Here is a 14,806-nt window from a genome sequence, read left to right as displayed (position 1 = left end):
TCCAGTCGCGGGGGCGGGTCCACAGTGCCCAGCCCCGCGCCCGAGAAATCAAGTCTTGGCCGCGCTGTTCCCCCGATGTGACCATTTTTCCCCCAGACCCTTGCGCAAATGTACGGTGACAAAGTACTCACAGACAGTTTCAGACCGTTCGCCTGCTGTCCACAAGGGCTTTCGGTGTGTACTTTTTCTTTGACACCGGAACGAGAGGTGGCCAGCGATGCGCGGCAAAGAACAGTGACCGCACAGCGCACCGCAAGGTCGCGCAGGTCGGGCCCACGCGCGGGGCATGTCATGCATGTTCGGCGCGTGCGGCTTCTTTGCCGATCCATCGTCCAGGCTCGCCCGTCAGCGCCCGGCTCCACAGCACCGCCAGCGGCAGGGTGAGCACGATCCCGGCGATGCCGAAGATCCCGACCGTCCCGTGCGGGGTCAGCTGGTCCGCGAGCACGCCGCCGATCAGCGGGCTGATGCCCATCATCGTCGTCAGGCCCGTGTTGGACAGGCCCATCACCTGCGCCCGCTGCTCGTCGGGCACCGCCAGGGTCAGTGACGCGGTCGCCTGCAGCAGGCAGACCGTGCCCAGGCCGCCGGAGACGATGAACAGGACGATCGACGAGATCGGGCCGGGGTTCAGGAAGCAGAGCACCAGCGGCACGGCACACAGCGCCGAGAGCGGTCCGATCAGCTTCGGCCGCAGCCGCGCGGGCACCCAGCGCGTGTAGGCGAAGGTCGCGATGACGCTGCCGATCGGGTCGGCCGCGAGCAGCAGGCCGATCGATTCGGGCCCGCCGCCCGCCGCCGTGACGTACGGCGCGGCGATGCCTTCGTAGACCGGCAGCAGCCCCATCAGCCAGGTGAACAGCACCAGCGTCCGCAGCGGCGAGCTCGCGAACGCCGTGCGGCCACCGCCGCCGAGCGTCGCGAAGAAGGACTTGCGCTGCTCACCGGTCGCCGCGGCCGGCCGGGCGCGGACACCGAAGCGCACGAAGAAGGCCGACAGCACGAACGTGGCCGCGTCGACGACCAGCGCCACGTGCGGGTCGAGGGCGAGCAGCAGCGCGCCGCCGCCCGCGAAGCCGAGCAGCTGGGCGGTCTGCACGGTCATGCTCCGGATGCCCATCCCGACGACGAACCGGTCGCCTTCGAGCACCTGCGGCAGCAGCGCCAGCTGGGACGCCTTGAACGGCGGGTTGACCAGGGAAACGCCGCCGACCAGCACGCACATCAGCCAGAACGGCATGCCGGGCAGGGCGACCAGCAGGATCAGGCCGGCCCGCAGCAGGTCGACGAGCACCATCACGCTGCGGCGAGGGAAGCGGTCGGCGAAGCCGGTCAGGAAGATGCCGCCGAGCAGCGACGGCGCGTACGTCAGCGCGTAGGTCAGGCCGGTGAGCGTCGCGGAGTTCGTCCCGGTGAACACGAGGATGGACAGCGCGACCCTGGCCAGCTGGTCGCCGGCGATCGAGAGCAGCTCGCCGAACCACAGCGCCCGGAACTCGGCGATCCCGAACACCTCGCGGAACGTGACGCGATCCGGCGGTGCTGCCATGCGTTTTCTCCCGACCTCTTCTACAGACCGCGTCCGTCCCGTGGCCTCCGGTGACAAGACGACCAGGCGGTCATGAGGCAGTCACGGTACGTGAGTTACCCCAGCCAGTGTCCCGTGACTGTTGGTAAATCTCTAGGTTCTTTCGCTGGTATCCAAGGTGTCACGGAGCTTTCCCGAACGGGTCAGACGATAGCCCGCAGTGTCTGACCGGTCGCCCAGGAGTCACGAATGGATCATTCCGTACCCCTTGGTCGGTCGCCAGGGGCAAAAGTAGCCACCTCGCGCACGCGAGGTGGCTACCAGGGAAACGACAGGTCAGCCGCGGCCCCGCGCGCGTTCGATGACCTCGATGGACGCGCGGACCTGCTCGAAGGTGGGCGGCGCCGCCCGGTTGAACACGACGGTCAGGGACCGGCGCGGGATGACCACGAACTCGACGTCGACCCCGGCCGCCTCCGCGGCGGCCTCGACGACGTCCCGCCAGTGCTCGGGATCGATCCCGTCCGGGTCGGCCCATTCGTGGGCGAAGATCGCCCAGTGTCCCTCCAGGAGGGTGCCGACCACGTCCTGCGCGGTGTGGACGCGGTGCGGCGAACCGATCTCATCGGTCAAGTATTCGCAGGTGGCGGGTGGGTGATCGAGGCCCGGGCGCCTGGGTGGACGAAGGACAAGTTCGCTCCTTTCACCGGTGTGCCGGGGTATTCGGAGCCGCGGGCCGGAGCGGATGGGTCCGGCCCGGCATTCCGCCCTGTGGGAAGGACGTCCGGCGCCGGAACCCCGGCGTAGCTTCGGATTCGTGGCCGACCTCCCGCCGTTCACCCTGGCCGTCGTGGGCGCCGGACCCCGCGGGGTCGGCGTCCTCGAACGGCTCGGCGCGAACGCCGCGGAACTGCTCGGCGGACGGCGGCTCGAGGTGCACCTGATCGACCCGTTCCCCCCGGGGCCCGGCCGGGTCTGGCGCTACGACCAGTCACCCCTGCTGCGGATGAACTCCATGCCCGAGGACGTCACGATGTTCACCGACGAGTCGGTGAAGATGGCGGGCCCGGTGCGGCCGGGGCCGTCGCTGCTGGAGTGGGCGCGGCAGGTGCGTGACGGCGGCCTCGAAGCCGACGTGCCGCCCGACGTCGTCGCCGAGCTGACGGCGCTCGACCCCTTCCACTTCCCCACCCGGCGCCTGCAGAGCGCCTACCTGACCTGGGTCTACCGGAAGGTCGTCGAGGACCTGCCCGAGGACGTCGACGTCCTCGAGCACGCGGCCCGCGCGACCGGGGTCGACGGCCGCACCGTCACCCTGTCCGACGGATCGGCGATCGTGGCGGACGCCGTCGTCTTCACCGTCGGCCACCTCGACGCGGAACCGGACGAGCGGGAGCGCGAGCTGGTGGCGTTCGCCGCGCGGCACGGGCTGTCCTACTACCCGGCCGGCTACACCGCCGACGTCGACTACGCGGGCGTCGAACCGGGGGAAACCGTGCTCGTGCGCGGGTTCGGGCTGGCGTTCGTCGACCTGATGCTGCTGCTGACCGAGGGCCGCGGCGGCCGGTTCGAGGACCTCCCGTGCGGCGGCCTGCGCTACCACCCGAGCGGTGCCGAGCCGGTGCTGCACGTCGGCTCGCGGCGCGGGGTGCCCTACCACGCGAAGATCGGCTACCGGCTGCGCGGGAAACCGCTGCGGCTGCCCAGGTTCTTCGACGCCTACGCCATGGACGGGCTGGCCGGGGCCGCCCTCGACTTCCGCGCGGACGTCTGGCCGCTGATCGCGAAGGAACTGGCCTGGGGCTACTACAGCGAGCTGTTCACCGGGCACCCCGGCCGCGTCCGCATGGACTTCGCCGTGTTCGCCGACGCCTTCGCCGACCTGGCCTGGGATTCGCCCGCCATGCGGGACCTCATCGGGCGGGCGGTGCCCGCCGACGCCGACCGCCTCGACCTCGACCGGCTGGACCGGCCGATGGCGGACCGGACCTTCGGCACGGCGGAGGAGTTCGGCAAGGAGCTGCGCAAGTACGTCGAGGCCGACCTGGCGCGCCGGGCGGACCCGGAGTTCAGCGCGGACCTGGGTGCCTTCATGGCGCTGCTGTCGGTGTACGGCCAGCTGCCGATCCTGGTCCAAAAAGGACGACTGGGGGCGGCGTCCCAGGTGTCCGATATGGACGGCTGGTTCCACGGGTTCTTCTCCTACTACGCCAGCGGTCCGCCACCGCGCCGCCTGGAGGAGCTGCTGGCGCTGCACGAAGCGGGGATCGTTTCCTTCGCGGGCGCGGAAATGCGGGTGACGGCCGAGCGCGGCGTCTTCGTGGCCTCGTCGGCGAGCCACCCGGAGCCGGTCGAGGCCCGCACGCTGATCGAGGCGCGGCTGCCGGGCCCGAGCGTGACCCGTGCGGCCGACGGTCTGCTCCGGCAGCTGCGCGACGTGGGCGAACTGGCCGAGGAGACGGTGGCGGACCCGGTCACGGGCGCGCGCCTGCCGTCCGGCCGCATCCACACGCGGGTGTCGGACTCCCGCGTGCTCGACGGCACGGGAGCGCCCCACCCGCACCGGTTCGCGGTGGGCCCGCACACGAGCGCCCGTTCGGCGGCGGCCTTCACCCGGCCGCGGACGAACGCGTTGTCCTTCCGCCAGAACGACGCGGTGGCGCGGGAGATCCTGGCGCTGGTCAGCCCGCCCAGGTGACGCCGCCGCCCCGGTGCAGTGAATGACTCATTCCTGGCGTCGGACGTCAGGAATGAGTCATTCACTGCGTTCCTGGCTCCAGCTGACCAGTTCGTCCAGAACCCGGGCGGGCGTGGGCATCCCGGCGATCTCGGCCGCGATTCCGCGCGCGGTGGTCCGCGCGGTGGGGTCCGCCAGGAGCTCCCGGGCGGCGGCTTCGATGGCGGGCATCCTGATCTCGTCGCCCACCAGGGCCCTTGCCGCGCCGAGCGCCGACAGCGTTTCCGCGTTGGCGAACTGGTCGGCGCCCTGGGGCAGGATCAGCTGCGGCAGGCCGGCGGCGAGCGCGGCGAGCACCGTTCCCGTGCCGCCGTGGTGCACCGCCAGACCCGCGTGCTTCAGCACCTCGGCCTGCGGCACGAAGTTCGCCACCCGCACCCGCTCCGGCAGCTCGCCCAGCAGCGCTGGATCGCCGGGGCCGACCGCCACCAGCACGTCCACGCCCAAGCGGGCCAGCGCGTGGATCGCCCCACGCAGCACCTGCGTCGCGCCGAAGGCCACCGTGCCCAGGGTCAGGTACACGAAGCCGTCTTCCGGGAGCGGCGGCAGCGGCACATCGGGGTCGTACGGCGTCGGGCGCATCCGGAACACCTTCGGCACGCCCGCGGAGCCCGGGTCGCGGACGCTGTCGGGCCAGACGTCGACGCAGGCGTCGCCGAGCATGGCGTCTGCGGGCCGGCTGCCCCAGAGCGGCGCCAGCCGTTCGGCCGCGATCGCGAGGGCCTCCGGCGGCAGCGACCGGCCGATCACGAGCGAGACGGCCGGGATGCCCGCCTGCTGCGCCAGCGCCCCGGCGCCGACGTCACTCTGCTCGTAGACCACCAGGTCCGGCCGCAGCCCGGGCAGCAGCGGCCGCAGGTCGGCCATCGTCGCCCGCGGCAGCAGCTCGGCGAACATCGTGATGCCGATGTCGAGGAAGCCGGCGTCCGCGCCGTGCCGCCGCTTGGCTTCGGTTTCCGCGTCGCCGATGGAAATGCCCACGCGGTGGACCTCGAAGCCGAGCTCGCGCACCTTCGGCACGAACGCCTCGCCGGTGCCGAAGACGACTTCGTGCCCGGCGGCGCGTGCCGCGTTCGCCAGCGGGAGCAGGGGAAAGAGGTGGCCGTACGCCGGGCGGCACGTGAAAAGGATCCGCACCGCCCGAGCGTACCGGCGTCAGCAGCGGTTGAGCATGTCCGTCAGGGCGGACTTCTCGGCGGAGTTGATCGTCAGCTTGAACTTGTACTTCACCGCGACCCACATCTTCGCGTAGGTGCACCAGTAGCTGACGAGCGGCGGCTTCCACGCGTCAGGCGACTTGTCGCCCTTCTCCTGGTTGACGTTGTCCGTCACGGCGATCAGCTGCGGGTCGGTGAGGTCGTTGGCGTACGCCTGGCGCTGCGCGGTCGTCCACGATGACGCGCCGGTGCGCCACGCGTCGGCCAGCGGCACGACGTGGTCGATGTCCACATCGGACGCCGCGGTCCAGGTCGCGCCGTCGTAGGGACTGACCCACTTGCCGGAGGTCGCGGCGCAGCCGGAGTCGGTCACCACGTTCGTGCCGTCGCGCTTCAGCACCACTTCGCGGGTGTTGCAGCTGCCGCCCTGGTCGATCCAGTGCGGGAACTTGTCGCGGCTGTAGCCGGTCTGCGAGCCGTCGGCCTTGACGGTCAGCGTCGCGAGCTCGGACTTCGCCGTGGTGGCCGACGGGATGCCCGGCGGGGTTGCGTCCGCGACGCCGGCCAGCGTGCCGGACAGCACCGCCGTGACGGCCAGCATAGTGAACGAATGACGAACAGCACGCCTGGTTGGCATTTTGCTGCCTCCGTGTCAGAAGTGGGGACAGCTCACCCTGAAGCACGGGAGTGGCGAGTACAACACGTATAGGTGACATGTTGCTGCCCGTCGATGAACACCACGTGACCCGCGGCGCACGGTGCGGTATCGCTCAGACGGCACCCCGGACCAGCCGCAGGTCCTCGGTGTGCCGGTACCAGGTCCACTTGTTAACCGCGCGCTCGTGCACGACGTCGTCGAGCACCGGCCGGGTCGGGATGCAGCCGATCTGGAACGCCCGCGAGTACAACGTCGTCGGCCGCTTGAAGAGGGTGCCCTTCACGACGCGGACGGCCAGGCCGGGGCCGCCGGGGTCCGGCAGCACCTCGATCGACGCGGCCGGCCCCCGCAGGGCCACCTGCTCGTCGGCGTAGGCGACGCCGCGGACCATCCGCAGCTGCCCGCGCCCGACGAGCACGCCGCCGACGTCGTCGCGGATCAGCGGCACCGGGTCGACCTCGCCGCGCAACGCCAGCGCGAGCGCCCGCAGCGGCGTCTTCGGCAGCCCCCAGAGCGCGCCGACGACCGAGTCCGGCGACGACGGCACGAACCCGACCGACACGCCGGAGAGCGCGTCCTTGCGGAGCAGGCGCAGCACGACGGCGGCGAGGTCCGCGTCCGTGCCGGAGACCACCAGGTGATCGTGTTCGCCCAGCAAGGGGTCGATTTCCGCCTTGCCGGGACGGCTCGGCACGCGGATCGACTCGACGTCGTCGACCTCTTCGAAGCCGGCCGCTTCGTCGCCACATGCCACCACTATTCCGCGCACCCGCGGGTCCTCCGTTACGCTCATGCACCGGCATTTAGCAGCGCCACCGGTGTCCGTCCGGGACACTAAACCTCACGTCGTCGAACACCTGGAGTGTCACATGCCGGCCATCGTGCTCATCGGTGCCCAATGGGGAGACGAAGGCAAGGGCAAGGCCACCGACCTGATGGGTGACCGCGTCCAGTGGGTCGTCCGCTACCAGGGTGGCAACAACGCCGGTCACACGGTCGTCCTGCCGAACGGCGAAAACTTCGCCCTGCACCTCATCCCGTCCGGCATCCTCACCCCCGGCGTGACGAACGTCATCGGCAACGGTGTGGTCGTGGACCCGGGTGTGCTGCTGGAAGAGCTGTCCGGACTGGAAGCGCGGGACGTCGACACGTCCAAGCTGCTGATCTCCGCCGACGCGCACTTGATCATGCCGTACCACGTGGCCATCGACAAAGTCACCGAGCGGTACCTCGGCAGCCGCAAGATCGGCACCACCGGCCGTGGCATCGGCCCGTGCTACCAGGACAAGATCGCCCGCGTCGGCGTCCGCGTGCAGGACCTGCTCGACGAGAAGATCTTCCGCCAGAAGGTCGAGGCCGCGCTGGAGTTCAAGAACCAGGTGCTGGTGAAGGTCTACAACCGCAAGGCCCTCGACGCCGACCAGGTCGCCGACGAGGTGCTGGCGGCCGGCGAGAAGTTCGCGCACCGCATCGCCGACACGCGGCTGCAGCTCAACCAGGCCCTGGAGCGCGGCGAAACCGTGCTGCTGGAGGGCTCACAGGGCACGCTGCTCGACGTCGACCACGGCACCTACCCGTTCGTGACGTCGTCGAACCCCACCTCCGGCGGCGCGAGCGCGGGTTCGGGCATCGGGCCGGGCCGCATCACGACGGTGCTCGGCATCCTCAAGGCCTACACCACCCGCGTCGGCTCCGGCCCGTTCCCGACGGAGCTGCACGACGAGTCCGGCGAGTACCTGCGCAAGCAGGGCGGCGAATTCGGCGTGACGACGGGCCGCTCGCGGCGCACCGGCTGGTTCGACGCGGTGATCGCGCGGTACGCGGTGCGCGTCAACGGCATCACCGACTACTTCCTCACGAAGCTGGACGTGCTGTCCGGCCTGGAGAAGGTCCCGGTGTGCGTCGGCTACGAAGTCGACGGATTCCGCACGCAGGACATGCCGATGACGCAGACCGACGTGCACCACGCGATCCCGATCTACGAAGAGCACCCGGGCTGGTTCGAGGACATCTCGGCGTGCCGCACGTTCGAGGAGCTCCCGGCGAACGCCCGCGCGTACGTCGAGCGCCTGGAAGAGCTGTCGGGCGCGCGGATTTCCGCGATCGGCGTGGGGCCGGGCCGCGAGCAGACGATCGTGCGGCACCAGTTCGTCTGAGGTTCCCGGTCAGGTCAGTTTGGTGCTGACCGGCGTTTCGTTCCGGAACAGGTCGAGCACCGGGCAGTGCTCGTCGACCTCGCGCTTGAGGTCTTCGTAGCGCTCCCGGCTCGCCGGCCCGTCGAGTTCGACGGACACGCGGACGTCCCCGAAGCCGGGCCGCGTGTTGAAGGAGAAGCCGAAGAAGCCGTGCAGGTCGAGGTCGCCGTCGACGGTGACCTTGATGGAGTCGAGCGGGATCCCGCGCTTCGCCGCCCAGAACTGGTAGGTGATGACCTGGCAGGACCCGAGGGCGGCCAGCGCGTACTCGACGGGGTTGGCGGCCTGGTCGGTCCCGCCGAGCGCGGGCGGTTCGTCCACGGTGAAGGCGTGGTCCCGGACGGTGACGGCCACCTCGGTCTTGGTGCCGGGCTTGAGAACGTGGCCGACGCTGAACGAGGCGGCGGCGTTGTGCGGATCGGCATCGACGGCCTTGCGGGTGCCTTCGATGACTTCGGTCAGCGACATGGGCTCTCCTGAAGATCGGGATTTTGCTCCAGGGTGGGCGATCTCACGTCGGCTCGCTCGGGTTCTCAATTCCTGGGAAGCCGGAAAACCGCCGGCGCCGGTGGCTAGCTTGGGACCATGACCATCGGAGTCGCGCTGCCGTCCGGGGACACGGACCCGGCGCCGAACCTCGTCGACGAGCTCATCGCCCAGACCCGGCAAGCCGCCGAAGCCGGGATGAAGTCCGTCTGGTTCTCGCAGCTGCCCCTCAGCCAGGACGCCATCGCGATCGCCGCGCTCGCCGGGCGGGAAGTGCCCGGGATCGAGGTCGGCACCTCCGTGGTGCCCACCTATCCGCGCCACCCGCTGCTGGTCGCGAGCGCGGCGCAGACCGCCCAGGCCGCCACCGGGGGCCGGTTCACGCTCGGGATCGGGCTCGGCTCGAAGGGCTTCCTGGGGCCCGTCTACGGCGTGGAGTACCCGCCGCCGATCCGGCACCTGCGCGAGTACCTGATCGTGCTGCGGCAGGTCTTCGCCGGGGAAGCCGCCGGCTTCGACGGCGAGACCGTCCGCGCGCACTCGCCTGGACCGTCCACTGTGGCCGGTGGTGGGGACGTGCCGGTCATCGTCGCCGCCATGGGGCCGCAGGCCCTCGCCGTCACCGGAGAACTCGCCGACGGCACCCTCCCGTACCTCGCCGGGCCGCGGGCGCTCTCCGAGCGGATCGTCCCGGCCCTTCCCGACGGGAAGCGGATCATCGCCGCCGTGCCCGCGGTCGTCACGGACGAACCCGACGCCGTCCGCGCGCTCGCCGCCGAGCAAATGGCCTTCTACGCGCAAATTCCGTCGTACCGGAAGATCCTCGATGCGGAAGGTGTGGACCACCCCGTGGAACTGGCCCTCATCGGTGACGAAAAGACCGTCGCGCGGGGGATCCAGCGCTACTACGACGCCGGCGCCACCGACGTCGTCCTGACCCAGACCGGGATCCGCTCCGCCGAGGAGCGCCTGCGGACCTGGGCGGCGCTCAGCCCAGCCGGTTCGTGAGGGTCGCCGACACCGACAGTTCCTCCAGGTCCAGCTCCCGCAACACCTTCCGCAGCACTTCGTCGTCGAGGCGGCCCGCGCGGTTCTCCTCGATCATCGCCTTGCGCTGGGTGATCAGCAGTTCGCGCCGGGCCTTCGCGAACTGCGCCTGCGGGCTGCCGGAGTGTTCCTCGCCGGACAGCGTGATCGCCGCCTTGGCGAACCGGTAGCGCATGTCGATCAGCCGTTCCAGGCGCTCCTTGAGCCGGGCGACCCGGTCCGGGGGCAGGTCCAGGGAAGCCAGCCGCTCGTGGCTGATCTCGCGCAGCCGTTCGTGCGCGGCCTGCTTCGCGACTTCGCGCGCGGCCAGCTCTTCGGCCTCGTCGCGGGCGGCCTCGGACGGGTCCTCGACCCGCAGCACCCGGATGAGCGGCGGCAGCGTCAGCCCCTGGATCAGCACCGTGCCGATGGCCACCGTGAACGCGAACAGCTGGATTTCCGCGCGCCCCGGGGTGTTCGCCGGGACGCCCGCCGCGGCGGCGAGCGTCACCACGCCGCGCATGCCCGTCCACGAAACCACCGCCAGCGTCCGCCACGACGGCGCCGAGCGGTCGCGGCCGAAGAGCCGCACCGTCTGCGGCAGGTAGGCGGACACGAACACCGCCGGGACGCGCACGAGCATCGTCACCCCGAGCACGGCCACCGCGACCAGCGCGAGCGTCCCGTTGTCGCGGGCGGCGTGGTGCGCGCCGTCGAGCACGAACGGCAGCTGCAGCCCCATGAGGGCGAAGACCAGAGCTTCGAGCAGGACGTCGATCGACGCCCACACGGATCGGTCCTGCATGCGCGTCGCGGGCGAGGCGTACAGCGCGCGGTGCCCCAGCAGCAGGCCCGCCGCGACGACGGCGAGCACGCCCGAACCGCTGAAGTCGGCGCTGAAGGGGTGCAGGTGCTCGGCGGTGACGTACGCGGCGAACGGCACGATGATCCCGAACGCCGACTCCATCAGCGGGTCGTCGAGCTGGCGCCGGATCAGCACGACGAGTGCGCCGATGGCCAGGCCGACCCCGATGCCCAGCACGGTCGCGACGCCGAACACCGCGAAGCCGTGCCCCGCCGAGCCCGCGGTGCCCGCGACGGCGGCGAGCGCGACCTTGTACAGCGTCAGCGCGGCGGCGTCGTTGACCAGGCTCTCCCCGGTCAGCACGGTCATCACCCGCCGGGGCAGGCCGAGCTTGCGGCCGATCGCCACCGCCGTCACCGCGTCCGGCGGGGCCACGACCGCCCCGAGGACCAGCGCGGACGTGAAGGGCACGTCCGGCAGCAGCAGGTGCACGACGAGGGCGACGACCACGGCGGTGACGGCGACCAGCACCACGCCGAGCGCGACGATCGGCCGCAGGGCCCGCTTGAAGTGCGTCAGCGAGCTCTCCAGCGACGTCGAGTAGAGCAGCGGCGGCAACACCGCGGTGAGCACCAGCTCGGGCTCCAGCTCGAACCGCGGCACGCCGGGGATCAGCGCGACGCCGAGCGCGACGACCACCACCAGCAACGGCGCGGACAGGTTGTAGCGCCGGGCCAGGGCGGTCAGCGCCAGCGAACCCGCGAGCACGCCCATCAGCGTCAGGATCTCCACCCGCCCGATCTTTCCGCCTGTGCGGCAGACGTGCACCGACGCACCTCCGGAGGTCCGATGTCCCCTGGCCCCCGCTCCTGGGTCGTGCCCCTGGCCTGGACCGCCGTCCTGCTCGACGGGTTCGATCCGGTCGTCCTCGGCGGCTGCCTGCCGACGGCGATCACGCTGGTCACGGAGTGCGCGCGCCACGGCAAGGCCGGCAGCGCGACGACGACGGTGATGACCGGCTACCACGTCGGCGCGGTGCGGACGGCGCTGCTGGGCATCGTCCTGATCACGCCGCGGGGCTGGCGCGCGATGTTCGTCGCCGGCGCGCTGCCCGCGCTGGTCCTGGTCCCGCTGATCTGGTTCTGCGCGGGTGCGGTGTTCCTCGCGCTGCTGAGCGTGAAACGGCCGGCGGTCGGGTTGTACACGGCGGTGTTCCTGACCGGGTGCTTCGTGTTCGGCGCCCAGGTGCTGGTGTACGCCTACATCGGCCGGCTCTACCCGGACGCGATCCGCGCGACCGGCCTCGGCTGGTCGGCGGGCATCGGCCGGATCGGCGCGATCTCTGGCCCACTGCTCGGCGGCGCGCTGCTGACGGCGGGCATCGCGTATCCGTGGGGCTTCTACGCGTTCGCGGGCGTCGGCGCGCTGGGTGCGGCGGCCGTGGCGGTGGTCCGCCCCGGCCACCACGCACGGGTACGCCAAGCCGACCGGGAGGACGCCATCGGCGCGCCCGCCGACTGAACCGCGCACAAGGTTCGTTCAAGGTCGGGCTGCGACGGTGGAGCACGGCCGGGCAGACCGGTCCACCGGGGGTGGTGAGGGAGTCTTTCGCGCAGGGGGGCGCGGAAGACTCCCTCACCCTCATCGAGGCCGGAGGTCAGCCCAGTTCCTTCAGTTCCTGTTCCACCGCGGCCAGTTCCGCCTCGGAACCCTGGACCTTCGGCCCCGTGAACCACTTCCGGGCCGAAACCACCCACCACAGGCCGGCCCCGCCCAGTACCACGAGGAAGGCGATCGGCGTGTAGTTGAAGGAGTCCACGGTCACCGGCGACGCCGGCGGGAGCATGAACAGCACGAAGATGAACGCCACCCAGACGGACGCGATGATGCCGATCGGCTTGCCCCACTTGCCGAGGTGCCACGGGCCCGGTTCGAACGAGTCGCCTCGCCGGACCCGGAGGAACACGGGGATCACGTAGGCGACGTAGAGACCGACGACCGCGATCGAGGTGACCGCGTAGTACGCCGTCGCGCTCCACAAGTACGGCAGGGCGAGGATCAAGGCGCCGATGGCGGCGAGCCAGACGGCGTTGGTCGGGGTCTGGGTGCGCTTGTTGATCCGGTGCCAGAAGCTCGAGCCCGGGATCGCGCCGTCACGGGCGAAGGCGTAGATCATCCGCGAGTTCGCCGTCACCGACGACATCCCGCAGAACAGCTGCGCGCCGATGCAGATGAGCAGCAGGAACTTGCCGGTGGTGACCCCGGTGGCGTCGATGAAGATCTGGGCGGGCGGCACCCCGGTCCCGGAGTTGACGGCGCCGTCGTAGTCCTGGATCGCGAAGGTCAGGCCGATCAGCAGGATCCAGCCGGCGACCAGGGAGACGAGGATCGAGGTGACGATGCCGCGCGGCCCGGCCTTGGCGGCGTTCTTCGTCTCTTCCGTCATGTGCGCCGAAGCGTCGTACCCCGTCAACGTGTACTGCGCGAGCAGCAGGCCCAGTGCGAACACGTAGATCGGCGAGGTCCAGCCGGTCTTGTTGACGAACTCCCCGAACACGAAGGAGGCGTCCTGGTGCTTGGCGGGCACGAAGGTCAGCACGCCCACGATGACCAGCACCCCGATGAGGTGCCACCACACGCTGACGTTGTTGAGGATCGCGACCAGCCGGACGCCGAAGGTGTTCAGCAGGCCGTGCACCACGAGGATGATCGCCAGGAGCAGGATCGTGTGTCCCGGCGTGGCGGTGAAGCCCCATTGCAGATCCAGGAACGCGTTGAGGAACAGCGCGGCGCCGAAGTCGATGCCCGCCGTGACGGCGATCTGGCCGACCAGGTTGAACCAGCCGGTGAACCACGACCAGGCCGCACCGTTGCGCGGCGCCAGTTTCGCCGCCCAGTAGTACAACCCACCCGCGGTCGGGTAGCTGGAGCACACCTCCGCCATGCCGAGGCCGACGAGGATCACGAAGAAGCCGACCAGGACCCAGCCCCAGATCATCGCGGCCGGCCCACCGGTCTTCATGCCGGTGCCGTAGAGCGTGAGGCAGCCGGAGAGGATCGAAATGATCGTGAAGGAGACGGCGAAGTTCGAGAACGCCGACATCGTCCGTTTGAGCTCTTGGGCGTATCCCAGCTGGTGCAGCCGGGCGGCGTCGTCGTCGGGGGTGGTCTGCTGGTCGGAAACATCCATCGGGCACCTCTTGAAAGGTATGCGGCCAGACCATTGAATTCGCCGAAGGTAGCCCTGGTCCCGGAGGGTGTCAAGCCTTCGTGAAGAACTCGTCCAGCCATCGCAGCAGGGGCCCGCCACCTCGGTGGTTGTTCGAGATCAGGGTCGCGGTGAGCCCGGACGCCGGCTCGTGCGTGCTCCAGAACGTGACGCCGTGGTCGCCGCCGTTCAGGTGCACCAAGCCCGGCCGCGGCAGCCAGAAGCCGAGCCCGTAGCGCTCCGCGTGCGGCCGGAGCATCCGGTCCACCCACTCGCGCGGCAGGATCCGGCCGCCGAGCAGCGCGGGCCAGAACTTCCGGAAGTCCGGGGCGGAGCTGTAGATCCCGCCGTCGGCGAAGCCTGCCACGGGGAGGCTGAACACGTTGGTGCGGCCGTCTTCGAGGTAGCCGGTGGCCGTCCGGGCAGGCAGCGCGTCCGAGCGGAGGAACGCCGTGTCCGCCATGCCCGCCGGCTCGGTCACCCGGATCCGGACGAGGTCGGCGAAAGGTATGCCCGCGATCCGTTCGGCGATCAGGCCGAGCACGGCGAAGGCGCCGTTGTGGTACCGGAACCCCGTGCCGGGCGGAGAAACCTGCGGGTACCCGTCGAGGGCGGCGAGGTAGTCGGCCGACGTGGCGAGGAGCGGCGTCGGTGGTGGCGGTGGATCCGCCTCTTCGTCGCAGTAGTCGCCGATGCCGGAGGTGTGCGTCAGCAGGTGCTCGACGGTCACCCGGTCGTCGATCAGCGGCAGGTCGTCGCCGAGGACCTCGCGCGCGGTCGTCGAAAGCGCCAGCCGCCCCTCGGCGACCAGCCCCACCACGACCAGGGCGGTGAACCCCTTGGTGCCGCTGGCGATCGCGAACCGCGTGTCCACGGTGTTCTCGACGCCGTACCCGATGTGCGCGTACCCGAACGCCCGCTCGACGAGGACCTCCGCACCGCGGGTCACCAGCACGACGCCGGAGAAGCCGTGGTCTTCCGCCAACGCCGCGAGGGGCACCTTCAC

General features: G+C 70.7%; 13 protein-coding genes. 4 read left to right on the top strand and 9 right to left on the bottom strand.

The features are described 5' to 3' along the window. Positions 1-289: 289 nt before the first annotated feature. Both AB0F52_RS05875 and AB0F52_RS05870 read right to left on the bottom strand, forming a co-directional pair. Complete coding sequence (locus tag AB0F52_RS05875; RefSeq protein ID WP_360164991.1) at positions 290-1,549, bottom strand: MFS transporter; 1,260 nt, start codon at positions 1,547-1,549, stop codon at positions 290-292. Between the two features lie 315 nt (positions 1,550-1,864). Continuing rightward, positions 1,865-2,161, bottom strand: a complete 297-nt coding sequence (locus AB0F52_RS05870; protein ID WP_360164989.1) for a hypothetical protein — start codon at positions 2,159-2,161, stop codon at positions 1,865-1,867. A gap of 184 nt (positions 2,162-2,345) precedes the next feature. Between AB0F52_RS05870 and AB0F52_RS05865 the strand changes: the two genes are divergently transcribed. Beyond that, on the top strand, positions 2,346-4,226 hold the full coding sequence (locus AB0F52_RS05865; RefSeq protein WP_360164987.1) for an FAD/NAD(P)-binding protein: 1,881 nt from the start codon (positions 2,346-2,348) through the stop codon (positions 4,224-4,226). Positions 4,227-4,283: 57 nt separating this feature from the next. Here AB0F52_RS05865 and AB0F52_RS05860 read toward each other — a convergent pair whose 3' ends face one another. The 3 genes from AB0F52_RS05860 to AB0F52_RS05850 form a co-directional block, all read right to left on the bottom strand. After that, complete coding sequence (locus AB0F52_RS05860; RefSeq protein WP_360164985.1) at positions 4,284-5,402, bottom strand: glycosyltransferase; 1,119 nt, start codon at positions 5,400-5,402, stop codon at positions 4,284-4,286. Between the two features lie 18 nt (positions 5,403-5,420). Continuing rightward, entirely contained in the window at positions 5,421-6,023 is a 603-nt protein-coding gene (locus AB0F52_RS05855) for an HNH endonuclease family protein (RefSeq protein ID WP_360164983.1), read from the bottom strand. 169 nt (positions 6,024-6,192) lie between these two features. Next, complete coding sequence (locus AB0F52_RS05850) at positions 6,193-6,837, bottom strand: hypothetical protein (RefSeq protein WP_360166556.1); 645 nt, start codon at positions 6,835-6,837, stop codon at positions 6,193-6,195. 112 nt (positions 6,838-6,949) lie between these two features. Between AB0F52_RS05850 and AB0F52_RS05845 the strand changes: the two genes are divergently transcribed. Beyond that, positions 6,950-8,236 (top strand): adenylosuccinate synthase, encoded by a 1,287-nt coding sequence (locus AB0F52_RS05845; protein WP_093946017.1) that lies wholly within the window; start codon positions 6,950-6,952, stop codon positions 8,234-8,236. A gap of 9 nt (positions 8,237-8,245) precedes the next feature. Here the strand turns inward: AB0F52_RS05845 and AB0F52_RS05840 are convergent, their stop codons facing one another. Beyond that, positions 8,246-8,743, bottom strand: a complete 498-nt coding sequence (locus AB0F52_RS05840; RefSeq protein ID WP_360164981.1) for an OsmC family protein — start codon at positions 8,741-8,743, stop codon at positions 8,246-8,248. 117 nt (positions 8,744-8,860) lie between these two features. On the opposite strand from AB0F52_RS05840, the gene AB0F52_RS05835 reads away from it, so the two are divergent. Beyond that, entirely contained in the window at positions 8,861-9,769 is a 909-nt protein-coding gene (locus AB0F52_RS05835) for a TIGR03564 family F420-dependent LLM class oxidoreductase (RefSeq protein ID WP_360164979.1), read from the top strand. Here AB0F52_RS05835 and AB0F52_RS05830 read toward each other — a convergent pair. After that, the gene (locus tag AB0F52_RS05830) at positions 9,750-11,384 is read right to left on the bottom strand and encodes a Na+/H+ antiporter (RefSeq protein ID WP_360164977.1); all 1,635 of its coding nucleotides are present in this window, start codon (positions 11,382-11,384) and stop codon (positions 9,750-9,752) included. The genes AB0F52_RS05835 and AB0F52_RS05830 overlap by 20 nt on opposite strands. A gap of 57 nt (positions 11,385-11,441) precedes the next feature. Between AB0F52_RS05830 and AB0F52_RS05825 the strand changes: the two genes are divergently transcribed. After that, the gene (locus AB0F52_RS05825; protein WP_360164975.1) at positions 11,442-12,113 is read left to right on the top strand and encodes an MFS transporter; all 672 of its coding nucleotides are present in this window, start codon (positions 11,442-11,444) and stop codon (positions 12,111-12,113) included. A gap of 136 nt (positions 12,114-12,249) precedes the next feature. On the opposite strand, the gene AB0F52_RS05820 is transcribed toward AB0F52_RS05825, so the two are convergent. Beyond that, positions 12,250-13,782, bottom strand: a complete 1,533-nt coding sequence (locus tag AB0F52_RS05820) for an amino acid permease (protein ID WP_360164973.1) — start codon at positions 13,780-13,782, stop codon at positions 12,250-12,252. 70 nt (positions 13,783-13,852) lie between these two features. Continuing rightward, positions 13,853-14,806: a serine hydrolase domain-containing protein gene (locus tag AB0F52_RS05815; RefSeq protein ID WP_360164971.1), complete on the bottom strand. Its 954-nt coding sequence runs from the start codon at positions 14,804-14,806 to the stop codon at positions 13,853-13,855.

Source organism: Amycolatopsis sp. NPDC024027 (genome assembly GCF_040638975.1).
Classification (GTDB): Bacteria; Actinomycetota; Actinomycetes; order Mycobacteriales; family Pseudonocardiaceae; genus Amycolatopsis.
The sequence above is the reverse complement of the archived record's forward strand: the minus strand, read 5'-3'. Positions and strand labels throughout refer to the sequence as shown.

Excerpts from the sequence above, each read along its gene's own strand:
- AB0F52_RS05875 (WP_360164991.1), bottom strand. The coding sequence starts at position 1,549 with ATGGCAGCACCGCCGGATCGCGTCACGTTCCGCGAGGTGTTCGGGATC.
- AB0F52_RS05855 (WP_360164983.1), bottom strand. The coding sequence starts at position 6,023 with ATGCTGGCCGTCACGGCGGTGCTGTCCGGCACGCTGGCCGGCGTCGCG.
- AB0F52_RS05845 (WP_093946017.1), top strand. The coding sequence starts at position 6,950 with ATGCCGGCCATCGTGCTCATCGGTGCCCAATGGGGAGACGAAGGCAAG.
- AB0F52_RS05840 (WP_360164981.1), bottom strand. The coding sequence starts at position 8,743 with ATGTCGCTGACCGAAGTCATCGAAGGCACCCGCAAGGCCGTCGATGCC.
- AB0F52_RS05835 (WP_360164979.1), top strand. The coding sequence starts at position 8,861 with ATGACCATCGGAGTCGCGCTGCCGTCCGGGGACACGGACCCGGCGCCG.
- AB0F52_RS05825 (WP_360164975.1), top strand. The coding sequence starts at position 11,442 with ATGTCCCCTGGCCCCCGCTCCTGGGTCGTGCCCCTGGCCTGGACCGCC.
- AB0F52_RS05820 (WP_360164973.1), bottom strand. The coding sequence starts at position 13,782 with ATGGATGTTTCCGACCAGCAGACCACCCCCGACGACGACGCCGCCCGG.